Below are 17,340 nucleotides of genomic sequence, written 5' to 3'. Positions count from 1 at the left end.
CCTCGTCCCCAGAGCCGGGTCCCGGCCTACAGCTCGGCCAGCAGCTGCGCCTTCTTCGCCGCGAACTCCTCGTCCGTCACCAGACCGGCCTGGTACAGCTCGCCCAGGTGACGTATCCGGTCCGCGATGACCGCCGGGTCCCGCCCGGCCGTCACGCCCGCGTGCACCGGGACGGGCGCCGCCGCGCCCGCGTTCCGCACCGCGGCCAGGACCGCCGCGGCGAACGGCAGCGACTCGTGGACCGGCCCGTAGCCCAGCCCGAAGACGACCGCCGCCGGGTCCTGGTCCGCCTGCGCCGGCTGGACGTCGCCCGCGTGGCCGCGCCGCAGCAGCCGGAGGTAGCCGTCGAACACGTCCGGCGAGCGCCACTCGACCCCGCTCAGCTCGCGTACCGGGAAGGTCTGGTCACCGGCCTTCCACTTGGCCGACGAGGCACCGGTCCAGAACCAGCGGAACGCCACCTGGCCACCGTCGAAGGTCGCCTTGGCGTCGTATGCCTTGAACTGCAGCGGCGCCTCGGGGGCGCTGACCAGGAACCGCTCGGCGGGCTCCGCGGCGGCGGGTCCCAGCAGGGCCCGCAGCTCGTCCGCGTAGTGCTCGGCGAGGATCTCGCGGTCCGCCGGCAGCACCAGCCGGTACGGGTCGCAGGCGTCCTTGAGCTGTCCCGCGGCCGCCTCCATCAGCGGATCGGCACCCGCCCGCGGCACCGCGTGCAGCACCACCGTGCCACGTCTGCCGGGGGAGAGGGTCACCGACGCCAGCGCCTCGTGCGGGATGCGTCGTTCGCGCAGCGCCTGGTAGAGCTTCGGTGCGCGGATCCCCCGTTCGAAGCGGATGAGCACGGCGTCCGGTTCGAACTCCCAGGTGGCATGAATTCCGGCCAGCACATCACCCATGCGCCTCATCGTATGCGGCGCACGCCCGCGCGTCGCCCCCGGAGACTTACGAGCTTGGGCGGGGCCCGACGGGGCTCTACGCGCGTCAGAGCGTGCTCGGACCGGAGATTCCGTCGCGGCAGGCCCCCTCCTCGCCCGCACAGCTCACGGAACGGTACGAGCCGACGCCTATCTCGGCGAAGTTGCGGAGGCTCTCGGTGCCGGGCTCGAAGTACCCGGCGTGCCCGACCGCGCCCGCCGCCGACAGTACCCGCGCCCCGAACTCCGGAGCCACCGGATCGGCGCCGTGGCCCAGTCCGCCGACGTCCAGGTACGGCACCTCGGCGATCCAGTCGTCGGCGTCGCGCATGGCCCACACCCGGGCGCCGGTGCCCAGCCCGGCGGCGCTCTCGGCCCGCATGCCGGGGCTCCCGGCCACGGCGACGTCGGCCACCCGGGCGGGCAGCCGGCGGGCGGCGACGCCGCAGACCACGGAGCCGTAGCTGTGGCAGAACAGTGCCACCCGGGAGTCGCCGGGCAGCGCGGTGGTGAGGGAGACGAGCCGGGCCGCCCCGTTCTCGGCGAGCCGGCCGATGGCCGCGTCCATGCCGACGCCGACGGGCGCCGTGTAGTCGGCCCAGGCGATGACGGCGGTACGGGCGCCGGGCGCGGCGGCCCGCTCGGCCGCGTACAGGGATTCGGCCATTCCGACGGGGGCCGCGTACTTGCGGGCCGTCCTCTGGAACGTCAGCAGGTTGGTGTCGACCCCCGGTACGACCACCGACACGTGCCGCGCCCGGTCGAGATCGCCGAAGACCTCCGCGACGCGGCCCTTGCCGGACGGGTCGAAGGCGAGGATCTGCCGGTCCTCGCGCATCAGGGAGGCGAACCGGTGCGTGCGCCGGACGGCCTCGCGGTGGCCGTCGGGTGACAGTCTCCTGTCCTCCACCCGCTTGCGCTCGGCGTCCAGCGCGGCCCGCAGCGCGATCCGGTTGGCCCGGTAGCGCAGGGTGACGGGGGCGCCGTCGAGGTTGCCGACCACGAGCGGGTGGTCGGCGGCGAGCCGGTCGCGCTGACGCGGGGTCAGGGAGCGGAAGAAGGCGGCGAGCTCGGCCGGCGGCGACGCGGGGTCGGGCAGCTCCCGGGTGCCGGTCCGGCCGTCCCGCCACGCGGCGAGCGCGGCCTCGCGCGCCTGCTCAGGGCCCCGCTGATGACGTATCGCGGTCCACCCGGTGGTCATGAGGAGGACGAACACCACGGCGAGGGCGAGCAGTGCGCGCCATACCTGGGGCGTGGGGGAGGAGTCGAAGGAAGTCACTGCGGGACACCCTAGGAGACCTGTGGAGGGTGTCGCGACGAGGGTGACGTACCTCACGTATGAAGTGATCGTTTGAGGGAAGCGCCGTTACTCCCCGTACGCGCCCCGGTGCACCCTCCGGCGCGTCGGCCAGGGGTCGCGGACCTGAACGGCGGTCGCGGGACGGAACATCCGCGATGGGGCGGACGCGCGGATGGGGGAGGGCGGGGTCGGCCGTGCGGCCGTCCATGTGAACGATGGTCGCGGAGTGGAACGCGAGGGGTGTGGGGGTATTGCAGGGAAAGGGTGAAGCGCGGCACGGGTGTACGGGCGCGATTCCGTTTCCGTGCATCGGTGTTGACGGTGCCTCAGGGGGCGCCGGCGGTGTGCGGCCGACGGGCGGGCGCTCCGGTCCGGCGCTCCGGCGGACCCGCGTGCGCCCGGGGGCAGGGGTGCGCCGGTGTCGTACGCGCCGGGGGCCGGGCGTCGCGCGGGTCAGGCGGGCGCGCCCCGCCAGTCGGCGGCGAGTGCGGGGCCCAAGTGGTCGAGGTACGCCTCGGTGAGCGCGCGGATCGCCTCCAGGGACGCGTCCTCGCCGCGGCCCCAGAGATGGCCGGTCGTGCGCATCACGCCGCTGAACGCGGCGACGGCCACGCGCGGGCGTGGATCGGCGTCCACGTCCAGGCCCTCCCGGTCGGCGATCAGCCGCGCGATGTTCTCCTCCATCTCGATGGACCGCCGCAGGTGGACGGCGAGGAGGGCGGGCGTCGACTCGATCATCTGGAAGGTGCGCAGGTACAGCTCGATGGGGACGACCTCCATGATCGCCTCCCCGATGGTGTCCCAGGCGGTGAGGACGGCGTTGCGCATCGCCTCCAAGGGCGCCTCGTGCGCGGGCCGTTCCGCGAGGGCGGCGACGAAGTGCCGTTCGACCATCTGCTGGACGGCGAAGGCGACCTCTTCCTTGCTGGCGAAGTAGCGGAAGAAGGTGCGCTGCGAGACGTCGACGGCGTCGACGATCTCGTCCACCGTCGTGCCCTCGTACCCCCGGGTGGTGAACAGCTCCAGCGCGGCGCGCAGCAGGGCGTCACGGGTTCGCCGCTTCTTGCGCTCGCGCAGTCCGACGGGCGCCGGCGTCCTGGGGGCGGTCGGCTGCTCGGCCGTCACGTCATGGTCCTCTTTCTGCCATTTCCGGCTGCTCAGGCTACCTGTGAGGGACGCGACAGTTACCGGCGTATGAATCACTTTGTCAATTGTCAGCGACTGACACTAACCTCGCGGTATGACTAGTCAGACCACCATCGATAAGTCGCCGCAGGGCCCGGACCCCGTGCCGGCCACGGCCCGAGGGTTGCGCGGCCACCCCTGGCTGACGCTGTTCGCCGTGGCGGTCGGCGTGATGATGGTCGCGCTCGACGGCACCATCGTCGCGATCGCCAACCCCGCGATCCAGCGGGACCTCGGCGCGTCCATGGCCGACGTCCAGTGGATCACCAACGGCTACCTGCTCGCCCTCGCCGTCTCGCTGATCACGGCCGGCAAGCTCGGTGACCGCTTCGGCCACCGCCAGACCTTCCTCATCGGCATCGCCGGCTTCGCCGCCGCGTCCGCCGCGATCGGCATGTCGGACTCGATCACCCTGGTGATCGCCTTCCGTGTCCTGCAGGGCCTGTTCGGCGCGCTCCTCATGCCGGCCGCGCTGGGCCTGCTGCGCGCCACGTTCCCGGCCGAGAAGCTGAACATGGCGATCGGTATCTGGGGCATGGTCATCGGCGCCTCCACGGCGGGCGGCCCGATCCTCGGCGGCGTGCTCGTGGAGCACGTCAGCTGGCAGTCGGTGTTCTTCATCAACGTGCCGGTCGGTGTCCTCGCGCTCGTGATGGGCCTGGTGATCCTCAAGGACCACCGTGCGGAGAACGCCCCGCGTTCGTTCGACGTGGTCGGCATCGTGCTGCTCTCGGCCGCGATGGGCTCCCTGGTGTGGGGCATCGTCAAGGCCGGCGAGAGCTGGGGCTGGGGCAGCGGCAAGACCTGGGGCTTTCTGGGCGGCGCCGTCGTCCTCTTCGCGCTGTTCGCCGTCTGGGAGACCAGGGTCCGCGAACCGCTCATCCCGCTGGGCATGTTCCGGTCCGTGCCGCTCTCGGCCGGTACCGTCCTCATGGTCCTGATGGCCTTCGCCTTCATGGGCGGGCTGTTCCCGGTCACCTTCTACCTGCAGGGCGTCATGGGTCTCGGGCCCGTCGACAGCGGCCTGCACCTGCTGCCGCTGACCGCCATGATGATCGTCTCCTCGCCCCTGGCGGGCGCGCTCATCACCAGGTTCGGCCCGCGCGTGCCGCTCGTGGGCGGCATGGTCTGCACGGCGGCGGCCATGTTCGGCATGACCACCCTGACGGCGGGGACCAGCACGCTGGCGATGTCCCTCTGGTTCGCCCTCCTGGGCCTGGGCCTGGCCCCCGTGATGGTGGGCGCCACCGAGGTCATCGTCGGCAACGCCCCGCTGGAGCTCTCCGGTGTGGCCGGCGGCCTCCAGCAGGCCGCGATGCAGGTCGGCGGCGCGCTCGGCACGGCCGTGCTGGGCGCGGTCATGTCCTCCAAGGTGAACGCCGAGTTCGCGGACAACTGGAAGTCCGCCGGGATCCCGGTGCCCCCCGACCCGCGGCTGGAGCAGGCGGCGGAGTTCGGCAGGGTGCCGGCCGAGCTGGCGCAGGCCCCCGGGATGACGCCGGACCTGGCCTCGAAGATCGGTGGCGTCATCCACGACACCTTCCTGTCCGGGATGGGCGTGGCCTTCACGGTCGCGGGCGTCGTGGCGGTCGTCGCGGTGCTGGTGGCCACCCTCACCAAGCGCGGGGCGAACGCGGACGCCGGCGCGGGCGGCGTCCACATCTGACGTCCTATGTCTGACGGCGCCTGACGGCATCGGACGGCGCCAGGGTGTCCCCCGGGTCCTCCGGGGGACCGCCCGGAGTGGACGAGCGGGCCCAGCGGCTGCGGCCACGGGGCCCGCTCGTCGCTCTGTGTCACCCTTCCGGGTGGATCGGGCCGGAGAACCTTCCCCAGAGAGTCACACAGCGTCACGATGGTGGTGCGTGATCGTCACGCCGACGCACCAACGGGGGTTCTCATGCGTTCCACGACTGTCCTGACCACCACGGTCACCACCGCTCTCACGGCCACCGCTCTCACCGTCGGTGCCCTTGCCGCCGGCCTCCTCGCCGGTGCGGCCCCCGTGGCCGCCGCGCCACCCCGGCTCGGCCCCTGTGACACCGGGCAGTTGTGCCTGTGGGCCAAGGAGGACTTCCGGGGAGCCAAGCGCACCCACGAACTGGCGGACGTCGACGTCGACTCGTGCGTCCCCCTCCCCGCCGGGACCACCGCCGCCGCGCTCGCCAACCGCACCGGACGGCCCGTCACCACCTACCAGTCCGCCGAGTGCGCCGAGACCGGCGAGTTCGAGACCTATCCGGGCGGCGGCACCTGGGTCCCCCAATCGCCTTACCAGGTACGGGCCTTCAAGGTGTGGGAGTCCTGAGGCGGGGCACCCGGGGTCCATGGGCAGTTTCGGGTACACCTCGCGTTCGCGCAGGAACCCCCGCTCACGCGGCCGGATGTGGTCGCGGACCGGGCCGGACCGCGCGACGCTCGGAATCGTCGGGCTGGTCTGCGCGGTCGCCGGATTCTTCGTACTGGGCATCATCCTGGGCCCGGTGGCGATCGTCTGCGGCTGGCTCGGCATGGGCCGGCGCTGGGCGAGCGATCGCCTCCCGGCGCTGGTCGCGTTCGTCCTCGGGGCGATCGACACCGTCCTGGCCCTCGTCCGGCTGGCCGGTGTCGGCACCCTGGGCGACGGCACGCTCTAGGAAGCGCCCGCCTGCCCGCACACGTCCATCCGGCCCGCTCCTCGCGCCCGGGCCGTACGGCCGCGTGTCCGCGGCCCCGCCCGGCCGGCGGGCCGGGCCCACGCTCTAGCGCGCGCTCTCCGTGCCGGCCCCCGCCGCCTCGACGGGCGCGGTCGGCGCGGCGGGCACGACCGGTGCGGTGCCCGGTGCGGGTACGGCCGCCGGCCGCGGGTCGGCCTGTGCGGGGACTCCCGGGGCGCCGGACAGCCGGGCCACCTCCGTGCGCAGCTCCCGGACCTCCCGGGTCAGCGCCTCCAGCAGCGCGCTCTGACGGCGCTCCTGCTCGTCGTCCCGCTCGAAGCGGGAGATGAACCAGGCCGCGATGTTGGCCGTCACCACACCCAGCAGCGCGATGCCCGACAGCATCAGCCCCACGGCCAGGAGCCGGCCGAGCCCGGTGGTCGGGGCGTGATCCCCGTACCCCACGGTGGTCATCGTGGTGAACGACCACCAGACCGCGTCACCCAGCGTCTTGATGTTCCCGTCCGGGGCGTCGCGCTCCACGTGCAGCACCGCGAGCGACCCGAACATCAGCAGACCCGCCACCGACCCCGCCACATAGGTGGTGAGCGTGATCTGCGACGCCATCCTGGCCCGCCGGCCCACCAGGAGCAGCGTGGAGACCAGCCGCAGCAGCCGCAGCGGCTGGACCAGCGGCAGCAGCACCGCCAGCAGGTCCAGCGGATGACTCCGCACGAAGAGCCACCGAGACGGGGCGAGGACCAGCCGCACCACGTAGTCCAGGGCGAACGCGCCCCACACCACCCACTCCACGACCGTGCACAGCGAGTGCACCCACCGCTCGGCGTCGGGCATGACTATCGGCACCGCGTACGCGATGCCGAAAGCCAGGGCGAGCGCCAGGAGCGGCGTCTGGGTGCGTGCTTCCCAGCGTTCCTTCATGCCGGGAATGGTAGGCGGGGCGCGCGGGACGAAATCCCCCGCGCCCCGCCCGGCGTGCTACGCGTCGCCGCCCGCGGCACCCGGGTCGGCCGCCGACACGTCGAGCAGCCGGTAGCGGTCCACGGCCTGCTTCAGCGCCGAACGGTCCACCTTGCCCTCCCGGGCCAGCTCCGTCAGCACCGACAGGACGATCGACTGGGCGTCAATGTGGAAGTACCGCCGGGCCGCGCCTCGGGTGTCGGCGAAACCGAAGCCGTCCGCACCCAGGGAGGTGTACGTCCCCGGCACCCAGCGCGCGATCTGGTCCGGAACCGACCGCATCCAGTCGGAGACGGCCACGAACGGACCCTCCGCGCCGGACAGCTTCCGCGTCACGTACGGAACCCGCTGCTCCTCCTCCGGGTGGAGCAGGTTGTGCTCGTCCACCGCCACCGCCTCGCGGCGCAGCTCGTTCCAGGACGTGGCCGACCAGACGTCGGCGCGCACGTTCCACTCCTCGGCGAGGATCCGCTGCGCCTCCAGCGCCCACGGGACCGCCACGCCGGACGCCATGATCTGCGCCGGGATCGCCCCCGCCTGGCCGGTGCTGAAGCGGTACAGGCCCTTGAGGATGCCGTCCGCGTCGACGTCCGCCGGCTCGGCCGGGTGCTGGATCGGCTCGTTGTAGACGGTGAGGTAGTAGAAGACGTCCTCGGCGTTCTCGCCGTACATCCGGCGCAGACCGTCCTTGACGATGTGCGCGATCTCGAAGCCGAAGGCCGGGTCGTACGCGACACAGGCCGGGTTCGTCGAGGCCAGGAGCTGCGAGTGGCCGTCCGCGTGCTGCAGACCCTCACCGGTCAGCGTCGTGCGCCCGGCGGTCGCGCCCAGCACGAAGCCGCGCGACAGCTGGTCGGCCATCTGCCAGAACTGGTCGCCGGTCCGCTGGAAACCGAACATCGAGTAGAAGACGTACACCGGGATCAGCGGCTCGCCGTGCGTGGCGTACGCCGATCCCGCGGCGATCAGGGACGCGGTGCAGCCCGCCTCCGAGATGCCGTCGTGCAGCATCTGGCCGGTCGGGGACTCCTTGTACGCCAGCAGCAGCTCGCGGTCCACGGCCTCGTACTGCTGCCCCAGCGGGTTGTAGATCTTGGCGCTCGGGAAGAACGAGTCCATGCCGAAGGTGCGGTATTCGTCCGGCGCGATCAGCACGAAGCGCTTGCCGATCTCCTTGTCCCGCATCAGGTCCTTCAGCAGCCGCACGAACGCCATCGTCGTGGCGATCGACTGCTGCCCCGAACCCTTCTTCACCGCCGCGTAGGTCTTGTCGTCCGGCAGCGCCAGGGGCTGGGCCCGCACGACACGGGTCGGGACGTACCCGCCCAGCGCCTTGCGGCGGTCGTGCATGTACTGGATCTCCTCCGAGTCCCGGCCCGGGTGGTAGTACGGCGGGACGCCGCTCTCCAGCTGCTGGTCGGTGATCGGGATGTGCAGCCGGTCGCGGAAGCGCTTCAGGTCGTCGACCGTCAGCTTCTTCATCTGGTGCGTCGCGTTGCGGCCCTCGAAGTTCGGGCCGAGCGTCCAGCCCTTGACCGTCTGCGCCAGGATGACGGTCGGCTGGCCCTTGTGCTCCACCGCCGCCTTGTACGCCGCGAAGATCTTCTTGTGGTCGTGACCGCCGCGGCCCAGGTGCAGGATCTGGTCGTCGGACATGCCCTCGACCATGGCGCGCAGCCGGTGGTCGTCACCGAAGAAGTGCTCGCGGATGTACGCGCCGGTCTCCGTCGCGTACGTCTGGAACTGACCGTCGGGCGTCGTGTTCAGCTTGTTGACCAGGATGCCGTCGCGGTCCTGCGCCAGCAGCGGGTCCCACGAGCGGTCCCACACCAGCTTGATCACGTTCCAGCCGGCGCCGCGGAACTGCGACTCCAGCTCCTGGATGATCTTCCCGTTGCCGCGCACCGGGCCATCGAGCCGCTGGAGGTTGCAGTTGACGACGAACGTCAGGTTGTCGAGGCCTTCACGGGCCGCGATCGACAGCTGGCCCAGCGACTCCGGCTCGTCCATCTCGCCGTCGCCGAGGAACGCCCACACGTGCGACTTGGAGGTGTCGGCGATGCCGCGCGCCTCCATGTAGCGGTTCATGCGCGCCTGGTAGATGGCGCCGATGGGGCCGAGGCCCATCGAGACGGTGGGGAACTCCCAGAAGTCCGGCATCAGCCGCGGGTGCGGGTACGACGACAGGCCGTTCGGGAACTTCGACTTCTCCTGGCGGAAGGCGTCGAGCTGCGCCTCGGAGAGCCGGTCCAGGAGGAACGCGCGGGCGTAGACACCGGGCGAGGCGTGGCCCTGGAAGAAGATCTGGTCGCCGCCGTCGCCCTCGTCCTTGCCCCGGAAGAAGTGGTTGAAGCCCACGTCGTAGAGGGACGCCGAGGAGGCGAAGGTGGCGATGTGGCCGCCGACGCCGATGCCGGGGCGCTGGGCGCGCGACACCATCACGGCGGCGTTCCACCGGGTGGCGTTGAGGACCTTGCGCTCGATCTCCTCGTTGCCGGGGAAGAACGGCTCGTCCTTGGTGGCGATGGTGTTCACGTAGTCCGTGCTGCGCATCTCGGGCACGGCCACGCGCTTCTCGCGAGCCCGCTCGATCAGGCGGAGCATCAGGTAACGGGCCCGCTCGCGGCCGCGCTCGTCCACGGCGGCGTCGAGGGAGTCGAGCCATTCCTGGGTCTCTTCGGGATCGAAATCCGGGACCTGGCTGGGAAGGCCGCCAATGATGATCGGGTTGCGATCGGATCCGGAAGCCACGCTGTTCCTTCTGGTCGGTGGAGCCTACGGGGAGTGGAGTGTCGGCTGTGCGGTCGCGCCGCCACCATCGTGTACCCCATGGGCGTAAACGTCATCTTTACCGAGGGGTAACCCCCACGGGTCGCCGTGTCCGGGCCGGGGTCACCGGAAGGCGCTGGTCAAATCGCAACCTTACGCCCAACCCGGCCATGTGTTTCGTTCGGTCGTTCGGCCCCTACGGGCGCACGGAAGGAGTAGAAGCGAATAAAGTGGGTCAAGAGCCGTGGCGTGTAGCGCGGGTGCGGGCGGGAAGGTGCCTGGAGTTGCGGCGAGACGGCCCCAAAAGTCACCGTTTCGGCGGTCTCGATCGCCGGGTACTTGCGCGATCCGCCCCGCACGTGTGGACTACGCCCAATGCCACGCGTACGCGCGCGGCCGAAGCACTTCCCAAAAAACGATCAGGAGGCAAGCCGTGAGCGCGACCGCGGACCACGCGGAGGAGCGGACCAACCCGGCAGCGAAGCTGGGGTTCGAGCCCGGACAGGTGGTCCAGGAGATCGGCTACGACGACGACGTCGAGCAGGAGCTCCGTGAAGGCATCGAGGCCGTCATCGGCCAGGATCTCGTCGACGAGGACTACGACGACGTCGCCGACGTCGTACTGCTGTGGTTCCGTGACGACGACGGCGACCTCACGGACGCGCTGGTCGACGCCATCGGTCTGATCGACGAGGGTGGGCAGATCTGGCTCATGACGCCCAAGACCGGCCGTGACGGTTACATCGAGCCCAGCGACATCAACGAGGCCGCCCAGACGGCCGGACTGTCCCAGACCCGGAGCATCAACGCCGGCAAGGACTGGACCGGCAGCCGGCTGGTGACCCCGAAGACCGCCAAGCGCTGAGTCCTTCCCCCACCCGTCCCCCCAGCCATGGGACCCCCGCCGACATCGGTCGGCGGGGGTCCTGTGCGTAGGGTGGGACCCCACGGGATCCAGCGAAGGGATGCTTTCTGTCATGGCGATCGAGGCGATCGAGGCGACCGCGCCCATCGGGGTCGGCACCAAGGCCCCGGACTTCGAGCTGAAGGACAACCACGGCCGTACCGTGTCGCTCGCGGACTTCCGCGGCCGGAAGAACGTCGTGCTCCTCTTCTACCCCTTCGCCTTCACCGGAGTGTGCACGGGCGAGCTCTGCGCGCTCCGCGACGAGCTGCCGAGGTTCGTCAACGACGACACCCAGCTCCTCGCCGTCTCCAACGACTCGATCCACACGCTGCGCGTCTTCGCCGAGCAGGAGGGGCTGGAGTACCCGCTGCTGTCGGACTTCTGGCCGCACGGCGAGGTCTCGCGCGCGTACGGCGTCTTCGACGAGGAGAAGGGCTGCGCGGTCCGCGGCACCTTCATCATCGACAAGGAGGGCGTCGTCCGCTGGACCGTCGTCAACGGCCTGCCGGACGCCCGCGACCTCAACGAGTACGCCGCGGCGCTCGACACCCTCTGAATCTTCGGGCCAGAAGCCTGCTCACGACGGGAACCGGTCACTAGGATCCAGTCGTTGATCCGATGCCAACGCACCACGGGGGCACGCTGCCCCTGAAAACCAATGGAGGGACTCGTGGGAGTCAGCCTCAGCAAGGGCGGCAACGTCTCGCTGACCAAGGAGGCCCCGGGCCTGACGGCAGTCACCGTCGGTCTGGGCTGGGACGTCCGCACCACCACCGGTACGGACTTCGACCTCGACGCCAGTGCCATCCTGGTCAACGCCGAGGGCAAGGTCCGCAACGACCAGGACTTCGTGTTCTTCAACAACCTGAAGAGCGCCGACGGCTCGGTCGAGCACACCGGTGACAACCTCACCGGTGAGGGCGAGGGCGACGACGAGCAGGTCAAGGTCGACCTGGCCAACGTCCCGGCCGACGTCGCCAAGATCGTCTTCCCGGTGTCGATCTACGACGCCGAGACCCGCCAGCAGTCCTTCGGCCAGGTCCGCAACGCGTTCATCCGCGTCGTGAACCAGGCCGGCGGCGCCGAGATCGCCCGCTACGACCTGAGCGAGGACGCCTCGACGGAGACCGCCATGGTCTTCGGCGAGCTGTACCGCAACGGCGCGGAGTGGAAGTTCCGCGCCGTGGGCCAGGGCTACGCCTCGGGCCTGCGCGGCATCGCGCAGGACTTCGGCGTCAACGTCTGACCCGCACCCCGGCGACGGCCGGCGGCGGCGCTCCGGCGACGGAACGGCCCGCCGCGGCCCGGCCGGGTCCGGCCCGTCCGGAGCGGACCCCGGTCCGTTCCGGCCCGGTCCGGCCTGGTCCGTTCCGGTCCGCCGGGTCCGCCGGGTCCGCCCCCGGCCGGGTCCGGGTCGGATCGCTTCCGGTCCGTCCCGGTTCGGGCCTGTTCAGGCCCGTTCGGGCCTGGTGCGGCTCCGCTCCGGTGACGGAGCGGCGCCGGGGGCGTACGTACGCCCGCAACGCCTCGGGGGCACCGGTCCGACCGGCCGTGCCCTTCCGTCCGGCGCCGCACGCTTCCGTGCGGCGCCGGACGTGCCTTACCGTCCGCTCCGGGCTCGCGGTGACCGCGCCCCGGGCCGGGGGGCCGGGGGCCGTCCCCGGAAGACCGCAGCAGCACATCTAGGGGAGGAACCACCGTCATGGGCGTCACGCTCGCCAAGGGAGGCAATGTCTCCCTCTCCAAGGCCGCACCCAACCTCACCCAGGTGCTGGTGGGGCTCGGATGGGACGCGCGCTCCACCACCGGAGCGCCCTTCGACCTCGACGCCAGCGCACTGCTCTGCCGCGACGGCAGGGTGCTCGGCGACGAATGGTTCGTGTTCTACAACAACCTCACCAGCCCCGACGGCTCCGTCGAGCACACCGGTGACAACCTCACCGGTGAGGGCGACGGCGACGACGAGTCGCTGATCGTCGACCTCCCCCGGGTGCCGGCCGACGTAGACAAGATCATCTTTCCGGTCTCCATCCACGAGGCCGACAATCGGGGCCAGACCTTCGGCCAGGTCAGCAACGCCTTCATCCGAGTGGTGAACCAGGCCGACGGCCAGGAACTCGCGCGGTACGACCTGAGCGAGGACGCGTCCACCGAAACGGCGATGATCTTCGGCGAGCTCTACCGGTACGGCGGGGAATGGAAGTTCCGGGCGGTAGGACAGGGGTACGCATCGGGGCTGAGGGGCATCGCTCTAGACTTCGGGGTCAATGTTTCCTAAAGCTCGTCTCCGGGTTCGTTCAAAGCCCGGCGCGCACGGCGCGGGGGAGACCCGTACCCGTACTTAACACGATTGGGTAGCCAGTGGTTCTGAAAACCTTCGGCTGGTCGTTCGCCATCACGGCGCTCGGCCTCGCTTTCGCCGCCTGGCAGTGGGGCTGGGAGGCGTTCGGGGTCGTACTGATCCTGTCGATCCTCGAGATCTCGCTGTCGTTCGACAACGCGGTCGTCAACGCCGGAATCCTCAAGAAGATGAACGCCTTCTGGCAGAAGATCTTCCTGACGATCGGCATCCTGATCGCGGTCTTCGGCATGCGGCTGGTCTTCCCTGTCGTGATCGTCGCCATCAGTGCCCAGGTCGGCCCCATCGAGGCCGTCCAGCTCGCCATGGACGACCCCGAGCGGTACGAAGACCTCGTCACCGACGCCCACGCCGCCATCGCCGCCTTCGGCGGCATGTTCCTGCTGATGATCTTCCTCGACTTCATGTTCGAGAACCGCGAGCACAAGTGGCTCTCGTGGCTGGAGCGCCCGGCGGCCAAGCTCGGCAAGGTCGACATGCTCTCGGTCTGCATCGCGCTGATCGTCCTGATGGTCACCGCCATGACCTTCGCCACCCAGGCGCACACCAGCACCGGGCATGCCGACAAGTCGGCCACCGTGCTCCTGTCCGGCGTGGCCGGTCTGATCACGTACCTGGTCGTCGGCGGCCTCTCCGGCTACTTCGAGGACAAGCTGGAGGAAGAGGAGGAGCGCGAGCACGAGGAGGAGGAGAAGGCCAAGAAGGAGGGCAAGCCCGTCTCCGCGGTCGGCCTCGCCGGCAAGGCCGCCTTCTTCCTCTTCCTGTACCTCGAGGTCCTCGACGCCTCCTTCTCCTTCGACGGGGTCATCGGCGCCTTCGCCATCACCAACCACATCTTCTGGATGGCGCTGGGCCTCGGCATCGGCGCGATGTACGTCCGGTCGCTCACCGTCTACCTGGTCCGCCAGGGCACGCTGGACGACTACGTCTACCTGGAGCACGGCGCGCACTACGCGATCGGCGCGCTCGCGGTGATCCTGCTCATCACCATCCAGCACGAGATCAGCGAGATCATCACCGGCCTCGTCGGTGTCTTCCTGATCGCCGCCTCCTTCCTGTCCTCCGTGCGCCGCAACAAGGCGCTGGCGGCCAAGGGCGAGGACGACAAGACGCACGTCTCCGTGTGACATTCGCCGGAGCCCGCCCACGTGTGGGGGCCCCGGCATTGAGGAACGCTTCCGTTGCGGGGCGGCCGGGTGCTCCCGGCCGCCCCGCCGCGTATCCGAGCGGATCCCATGGGGAACCGGACGACTGGGGGTGGGAGCATGGCCTTCTGGGACAACCTGTGGCGCAACAACGCCGCGCAGTTCGACTCGGGCAGCGCCTCGACGAACGCGATCGACCTGACCAAGCGCCGCCCGGCCGTCTCCCTCAGCAAACAGGGCGCGGCCACCGGCAACCTGCGCGTCAACCTCTCGTGGCGGATGCGCACCTCCGACATCGAGGGCCGCTCCCGGCAGAGCGGCCGGCTCCTGCGGCACCCGCTCAAACTCTTCAAACCGGACGTGGTCCAGGCGCACACGCAGGGCGTGGTCAACGTGGACCTCGACATCGGCTGCCTGTACGAGCTGAAGGACGGCACCAAGGGCGTCGTCCAGCCGCTCGGTGGCTTCTTCGGGGACCTGAACGCGGCGCCGTACGTGAAACTCAGCGGTGACGACCGGTTCGGCGCCCCGTCCGGCGAGACGATCTTCGTCAACCTCGACCACAGGGACGCGATCAAGCGTCTGCTGTTCTTCGTCTACATCTACGACCAGACGCCCGCGTTCGACCGTACGCACGCCACCATGACGCTCTACCCGAGCAACGGGCCGCGCATCGAGATAGAGCTCGACGAGCGCGCCCCGCAGGCCCGCTCCTGCGCGGTGTTCATGCTGGAGAACGTCAAGGACGAACTGGTGGTGCGGCGCGAGGTCCGTTTCGTGTACGGGTTCCAGGCCGAGCTGGACCGGCTGTACGGCTGGGGCCTGCAGTGGGGCAGGGGCTTCAAGGCCGGGAAGGTCTGAGACCGTCAGGGCCGGACGAACTGCGGCCCCATCGGCGGCAGCCGGAAGTTCGGGTCCGGCGCGGGGGCTGCGGCCGCGGCGGGCTGCGGGTAGCCGTACGCGGGCTGTCCGTGGCCCGGCTGTGCCGCCCCCGGCTGGGCCGGGCCGCCGTGCGGGTAGCCGTAGGCGGGCTGGGGCGCGCCGGACTGGGGGTAGCCGTACGCGGGCGCCGGTCCCGGCGCGGGGGCCGGGGGGGACGGGGGCACCGGGGGCGGTGCGGGGGCGTTCGCCGGGGGCGCGGGGATGGCCGTGGTCGGCGCGCTCGCCGACGTGTCCGCCGCCGCCCCGTGGGCGTCCGGCGCCGCCTCCCCGTCCGTCCGCCGGGCCTCTTCCGCCCCGCCGGCCTCCTCGGCCTCGTCGACGGAGATCCCGAACGCCGTGGCCAGCCCGATCAGCCCGGTCGGGTACCCCTGCCCCACCGCGCGGAACTTCCAGCCCTCCCCACGGCGGTACAGCTCACCGCAGATGATGGCCGTCTCCTCGCCCGTCTCGGGCTTCACCTCGAAGACCGCCAGCGGCTCCGTGGCGCCGGAGCCGGCGTCGTACAGCAGGATGCGCAGATCCCGTACGCGGTCGAACGTGTCCCCGTCCGACGACGCCGCCAGCACCACCTGGTCCACCGACGGGTCCAGCGCCGCGAGATCCGCCTCGACCGTGTCGGTCAGGCCCTCCGGCACCCGCTTCTTCGACAGCCGCCGCACCAGCCCCGAGGGGTGGCGCGGCTGGTTGTAGAAGACGAAGTCCTCATCCGAACGCACCCGCCCGTCCGTCCCCAGCAGCAGGGCCGAGGCGTCCACGTCCGGCACCCCGGGGCCGGGGGTCCAGCACAGTACGGCCCGTACGGCCGCGGCGTCGAGCGGGACGTTCGAGCCCTTCAGCATGGCGTGCGTCATGTCCGACATCCTGCCTGGCCGCCCACGCCGCGGACAACGCGGGGGCCGTGCGGCGGGGGCGAGAAGCGGACGAGTTACCTGAAGTTCATGCCGGCGGGGAACCCGCGACACCGGTCCCTACGTACTATTACCGGCCACATGTCATCAGGGCCGTCACGGCAGTACGGGGGATACTCATGCGTCATTTCGGGCACATCCCGGCCACTGCCCGGGCCGGGCTCTTCCACCGGGAGCCGTGCCATTTCGGCGCCGACTCCCCGGCGCACGTCCTCGCGGCCGCCCTCGGCGCCACGCTCTACAGCCCCGCCACCCGGCCGCGGCTCGCCGACGACGTGATGAAGCAGGTCGGACGCGGTGTGGTGTCCATGGTCCTGTGCCTGGAGGACTCCATCGACGACCGGGACGTCCCCGGGGCGGAGGAGAACCTCGTCCGCCAGTTCGCCGACCTGGAGGAGCGGGGCGCCGAGCCGCCGCTGCTCTTCATCCGCGTACGGGAGGCGGGACAGATGCCCGACCTCGTGCGGCGCCTGGGGACGTCGGCACGGCTGCTGTCCGGATTCGTCCTGCCCAAGTTCACCGAGGAGCGCGGCGGGCGGTTCATGGAGGCCCTGGCCGTGGCCGAGAACATCTGCGGACGGCGACTCTTCGCCATGCCCGTACTGGAGTCGCCCGAGCTACTCCACCTGGAGACGCGGCGCGAGACGCTGGCCGGAATCGTGCGGACCGTGGACGCACACCGCGACCGCGTCCTCGCCCTGCGTCTCGGCGTCACGGACTTCTGCTCCGCCTACGGACTGCGCCGCTCGCCCGACATGACCGCATACGACGTGCAGATCGTCGCCGGCGTCATCGCGGACGTCGTCAACGTCCTGGGCCGCTCCGACGGCACCGGCTTCACCATCACCGGACCGGTGTGGGAGTACTTCCGCCTCCAGGAGCGCATCTTCAAGCCCCAGCTGCGCCGCAGCCCCTTCATGGAGCAGCGCGCCGACGAGCTGCGCACCGCGCTGATCGAGCACGACCTGGACGGGCTGCTGCGCGAGATCGAGCTGGACCGGGCCAACGGCCTGCTCGGCAAGACCTGCATCCACCCCTCCCACGTGCTGCCGGTGCACGCCCTGTCGGTGGTCAGCCACGAGGAGTTCAGCGACGCCCAGGACATCCTGCGGCCGGAGCGGGACGGCGGCGGGGTGCTGCGCAGCGCCTACACGAACAAGATGAATGAAGTGAAACCCCACCGCGCGTGGGCCGAGCGGACCCTCCAGCGGGCGGAGGTCTTCGGCGTGGCGAAGGAGGACGTCGGCTTCGTGGAGCTGCTGGCCGCGGGGCTGGTCAAGTGAAGGAGAACGGA

Annotated in this window: 16 protein-coding genes; 10 read left to right on the top strand and 6 right to left on the bottom strand. The window is 70.9% G+C overall.

The features are described from left to right. Positions 1-26 precede the first annotated feature (26 nt). The 3 genes from A4V12_RS21955 to A4V12_RS21945 all read right to left on the bottom strand — a co-directional run bounded on the left by A4V12_RS21955 (position 27) and on the right by A4V12_RS21945 (position 3,339). A complete protein-coding gene (locus tag A4V12_RS21955; RefSeq protein ID WP_199831349.1) occupies positions 27-896 on the bottom strand; it encodes a DUF4429 domain-containing protein in 870 nt (289 codons plus the stop codon). Positions 897-981: 85 nt separating this feature from the next. Then, the gene (locus A4V12_RS21950) at positions 982-2,193 is read right to left on the bottom strand and encodes an alpha/beta hydrolase (protein WP_064071124.1); all 1,212 of its coding nucleotides are present in this window, start codon (positions 2,191-2,193) and stop codon (positions 982-984) included. Positions 2,194-2,667: 474 nt separating this feature from the next. Continuing rightward, positions 2,668-3,339 carry a TetR/AcrR family transcriptional regulator gene (locus A4V12_RS21945; protein WP_064071123.1) on the bottom strand — a complete coding sequence of 224 codons (672 nt, stop codon included), beginning with the start codon at positions 3,337-3,339 and terminating at the stop codon, positions 2,668-2,670. Between the two features lie 115 nt (positions 3,340-3,454). On the opposite strand from A4V12_RS21945, the gene A4V12_RS21940 reads away from it, so the two are divergent. The 3 genes from A4V12_RS21940 (at position 3,455) to A4V12_RS21930 (ending at position 6,035) form a co-directional block, all read left to right on the top strand. After that, a complete protein-coding gene (locus A4V12_RS21940) occupies positions 3,455-5,065 on the top strand; it encodes an MFS transporter (RefSeq protein WP_064071122.1) in 1,611 nt (536 codons plus the stop codon). Positions 5,066-5,299: 234 nt separating this feature from the next. Then, complete coding sequence (locus A4V12_RS21935) at positions 5,300-5,707, top strand: peptidase inhibitor family I36 protein (protein ID WP_064071121.1); 408 nt, start codon at positions 5,300-5,302, stop codon at positions 5,705-5,707. Between the two features lie 19 nt (positions 5,708-5,726). Continuing rightward, entirely contained in the window at positions 5,727-6,035 is a 309-nt protein-coding gene (locus tag A4V12_RS21930; protein WP_064071120.1) for a hypothetical protein, read from the top strand. A 105-nt stretch (positions 6,036-6,140) separates the two neighbouring features. Here A4V12_RS21930 and A4V12_RS21925 read toward each other — a convergent pair whose 3' ends face one another. Together A4V12_RS21925 and aceE are read right to left on the bottom strand one after the other, a co-directional pair. Continuing rightward, positions 6,141-6,977, bottom strand: a complete 837-nt coding sequence (locus A4V12_RS21925) for a potassium channel family protein (RefSeq protein WP_064071119.1) — start codon at positions 6,975-6,977, stop codon at positions 6,141-6,143. A 57-nt stretch (positions 6,978-7,034) separates the two neighbouring features. Beyond that, complete coding sequence (aceE, locus tag A4V12_RS21920) at positions 7,035-9,767, bottom strand: pyruvate dehydrogenase (acetyl-transferring), homodimeric type (RefSeq protein WP_064071118.1); 2,733 nt, start codon at positions 9,765-9,767, stop codon at positions 7,035-7,037. Between the two features lie 451 nt (positions 9,768-10,218). On the opposite strand from aceE, the gene A4V12_RS21915 reads away from it, so the two are divergent. From A4V12_RS21915 to A4V12_RS21890, 6 genes are all read left to right on the top strand, one after another. Further along, positions 10,219-10,650 carry a DUF3052 domain-containing protein gene (locus A4V12_RS21915; RefSeq protein ID WP_064071117.1) on the top strand — a complete coding sequence of 144 codons (432 nt, stop codon included), beginning with the start codon at positions 10,219-10,221 and terminating at the stop codon, positions 10,648-10,650. A gap of 112 nt (positions 10,651-10,762) precedes the next feature. After that, positions 10,763-11,248, top strand: coding sequence for a peroxiredoxin (locus tag A4V12_RS21910; protein WP_064071116.1), 486 nt, complete (start codon positions 10,763-10,765; stop codon positions 11,246-11,248). A 114-nt stretch (positions 11,249-11,362) separates the two neighbouring features. Further along, positions 11,363-11,938, top strand: coding sequence for a TerD family protein (locus tag A4V12_RS21905; RefSeq protein WP_064071174.1), 576 nt, complete (start codon positions 11,363-11,365; stop codon positions 11,936-11,938). A gap of 456 nt (positions 11,939-12,394) precedes the next feature. Next, positions 12,395-12,970, top strand: coding sequence for a TerD family protein (locus A4V12_RS21900; RefSeq protein ID WP_064071115.1), 576 nt, complete (start codon positions 12,395-12,397; stop codon positions 12,968-12,970). A gap of 83 nt (positions 12,971-13,053) precedes the next feature. Beyond that, the gene (locus A4V12_RS21895; protein ID WP_064071114.1) at positions 13,054-14,178 is read left to right on the top strand and encodes a DUF475 domain-containing protein; all 1,125 of its coding nucleotides are present in this window, start codon (positions 13,054-13,056) and stop codon (positions 14,176-14,178) included. Positions 14,179-14,316: 138 nt separating this feature from the next. Continuing rightward, positions 14,317-15,057, top strand: coding sequence for a TerD family protein (locus A4V12_RS21890; RefSeq protein WP_064071113.1), 741 nt, complete (start codon positions 14,317-14,319; stop codon positions 15,055-15,057). 5 nt (positions 15,058-15,062) lie between these two features. On the opposite strand, the gene A4V12_RS21885 is transcribed toward A4V12_RS21890, so the two are convergent. Further along, the gene (locus A4V12_RS21885) at positions 15,063-15,989 is read right to left on the bottom strand and encodes a TerD family protein (protein WP_064071112.1); all 927 of its coding nucleotides are present in this window, start codon (positions 15,987-15,989) and stop codon (positions 15,063-15,065) included. A gap of 176 nt (positions 15,990-16,165) precedes the next feature. Here A4V12_RS21885 and A4V12_RS21880 point away from each other — a divergent pair, with 176 nt between their 5' ends. Then, complete coding sequence (locus A4V12_RS21880) at positions 16,166-17,329, top strand: HpcH/HpaI aldolase/citrate lyase family protein (protein ID WP_064071111.1); 1,164 nt, start codon at positions 16,166-16,168, stop codon at positions 17,327-17,329. Positions 17,330-17,340 lie beyond the last annotated feature (11 nt).

Origin of the sequence: Streptomyces noursei, from assembly GCF_001646665.1 — a bacterium.
Lineage (GTDB): Bacteria > Actinomycetota > Actinomycetes > Streptomycetales > Streptomycetaceae > Streptomyces > Streptomyces lavendulocolor.
The sequence above is the reverse complement of the archived record's forward strand: the minus strand, read 5'-3'. Positions and strand labels throughout refer to the sequence as shown.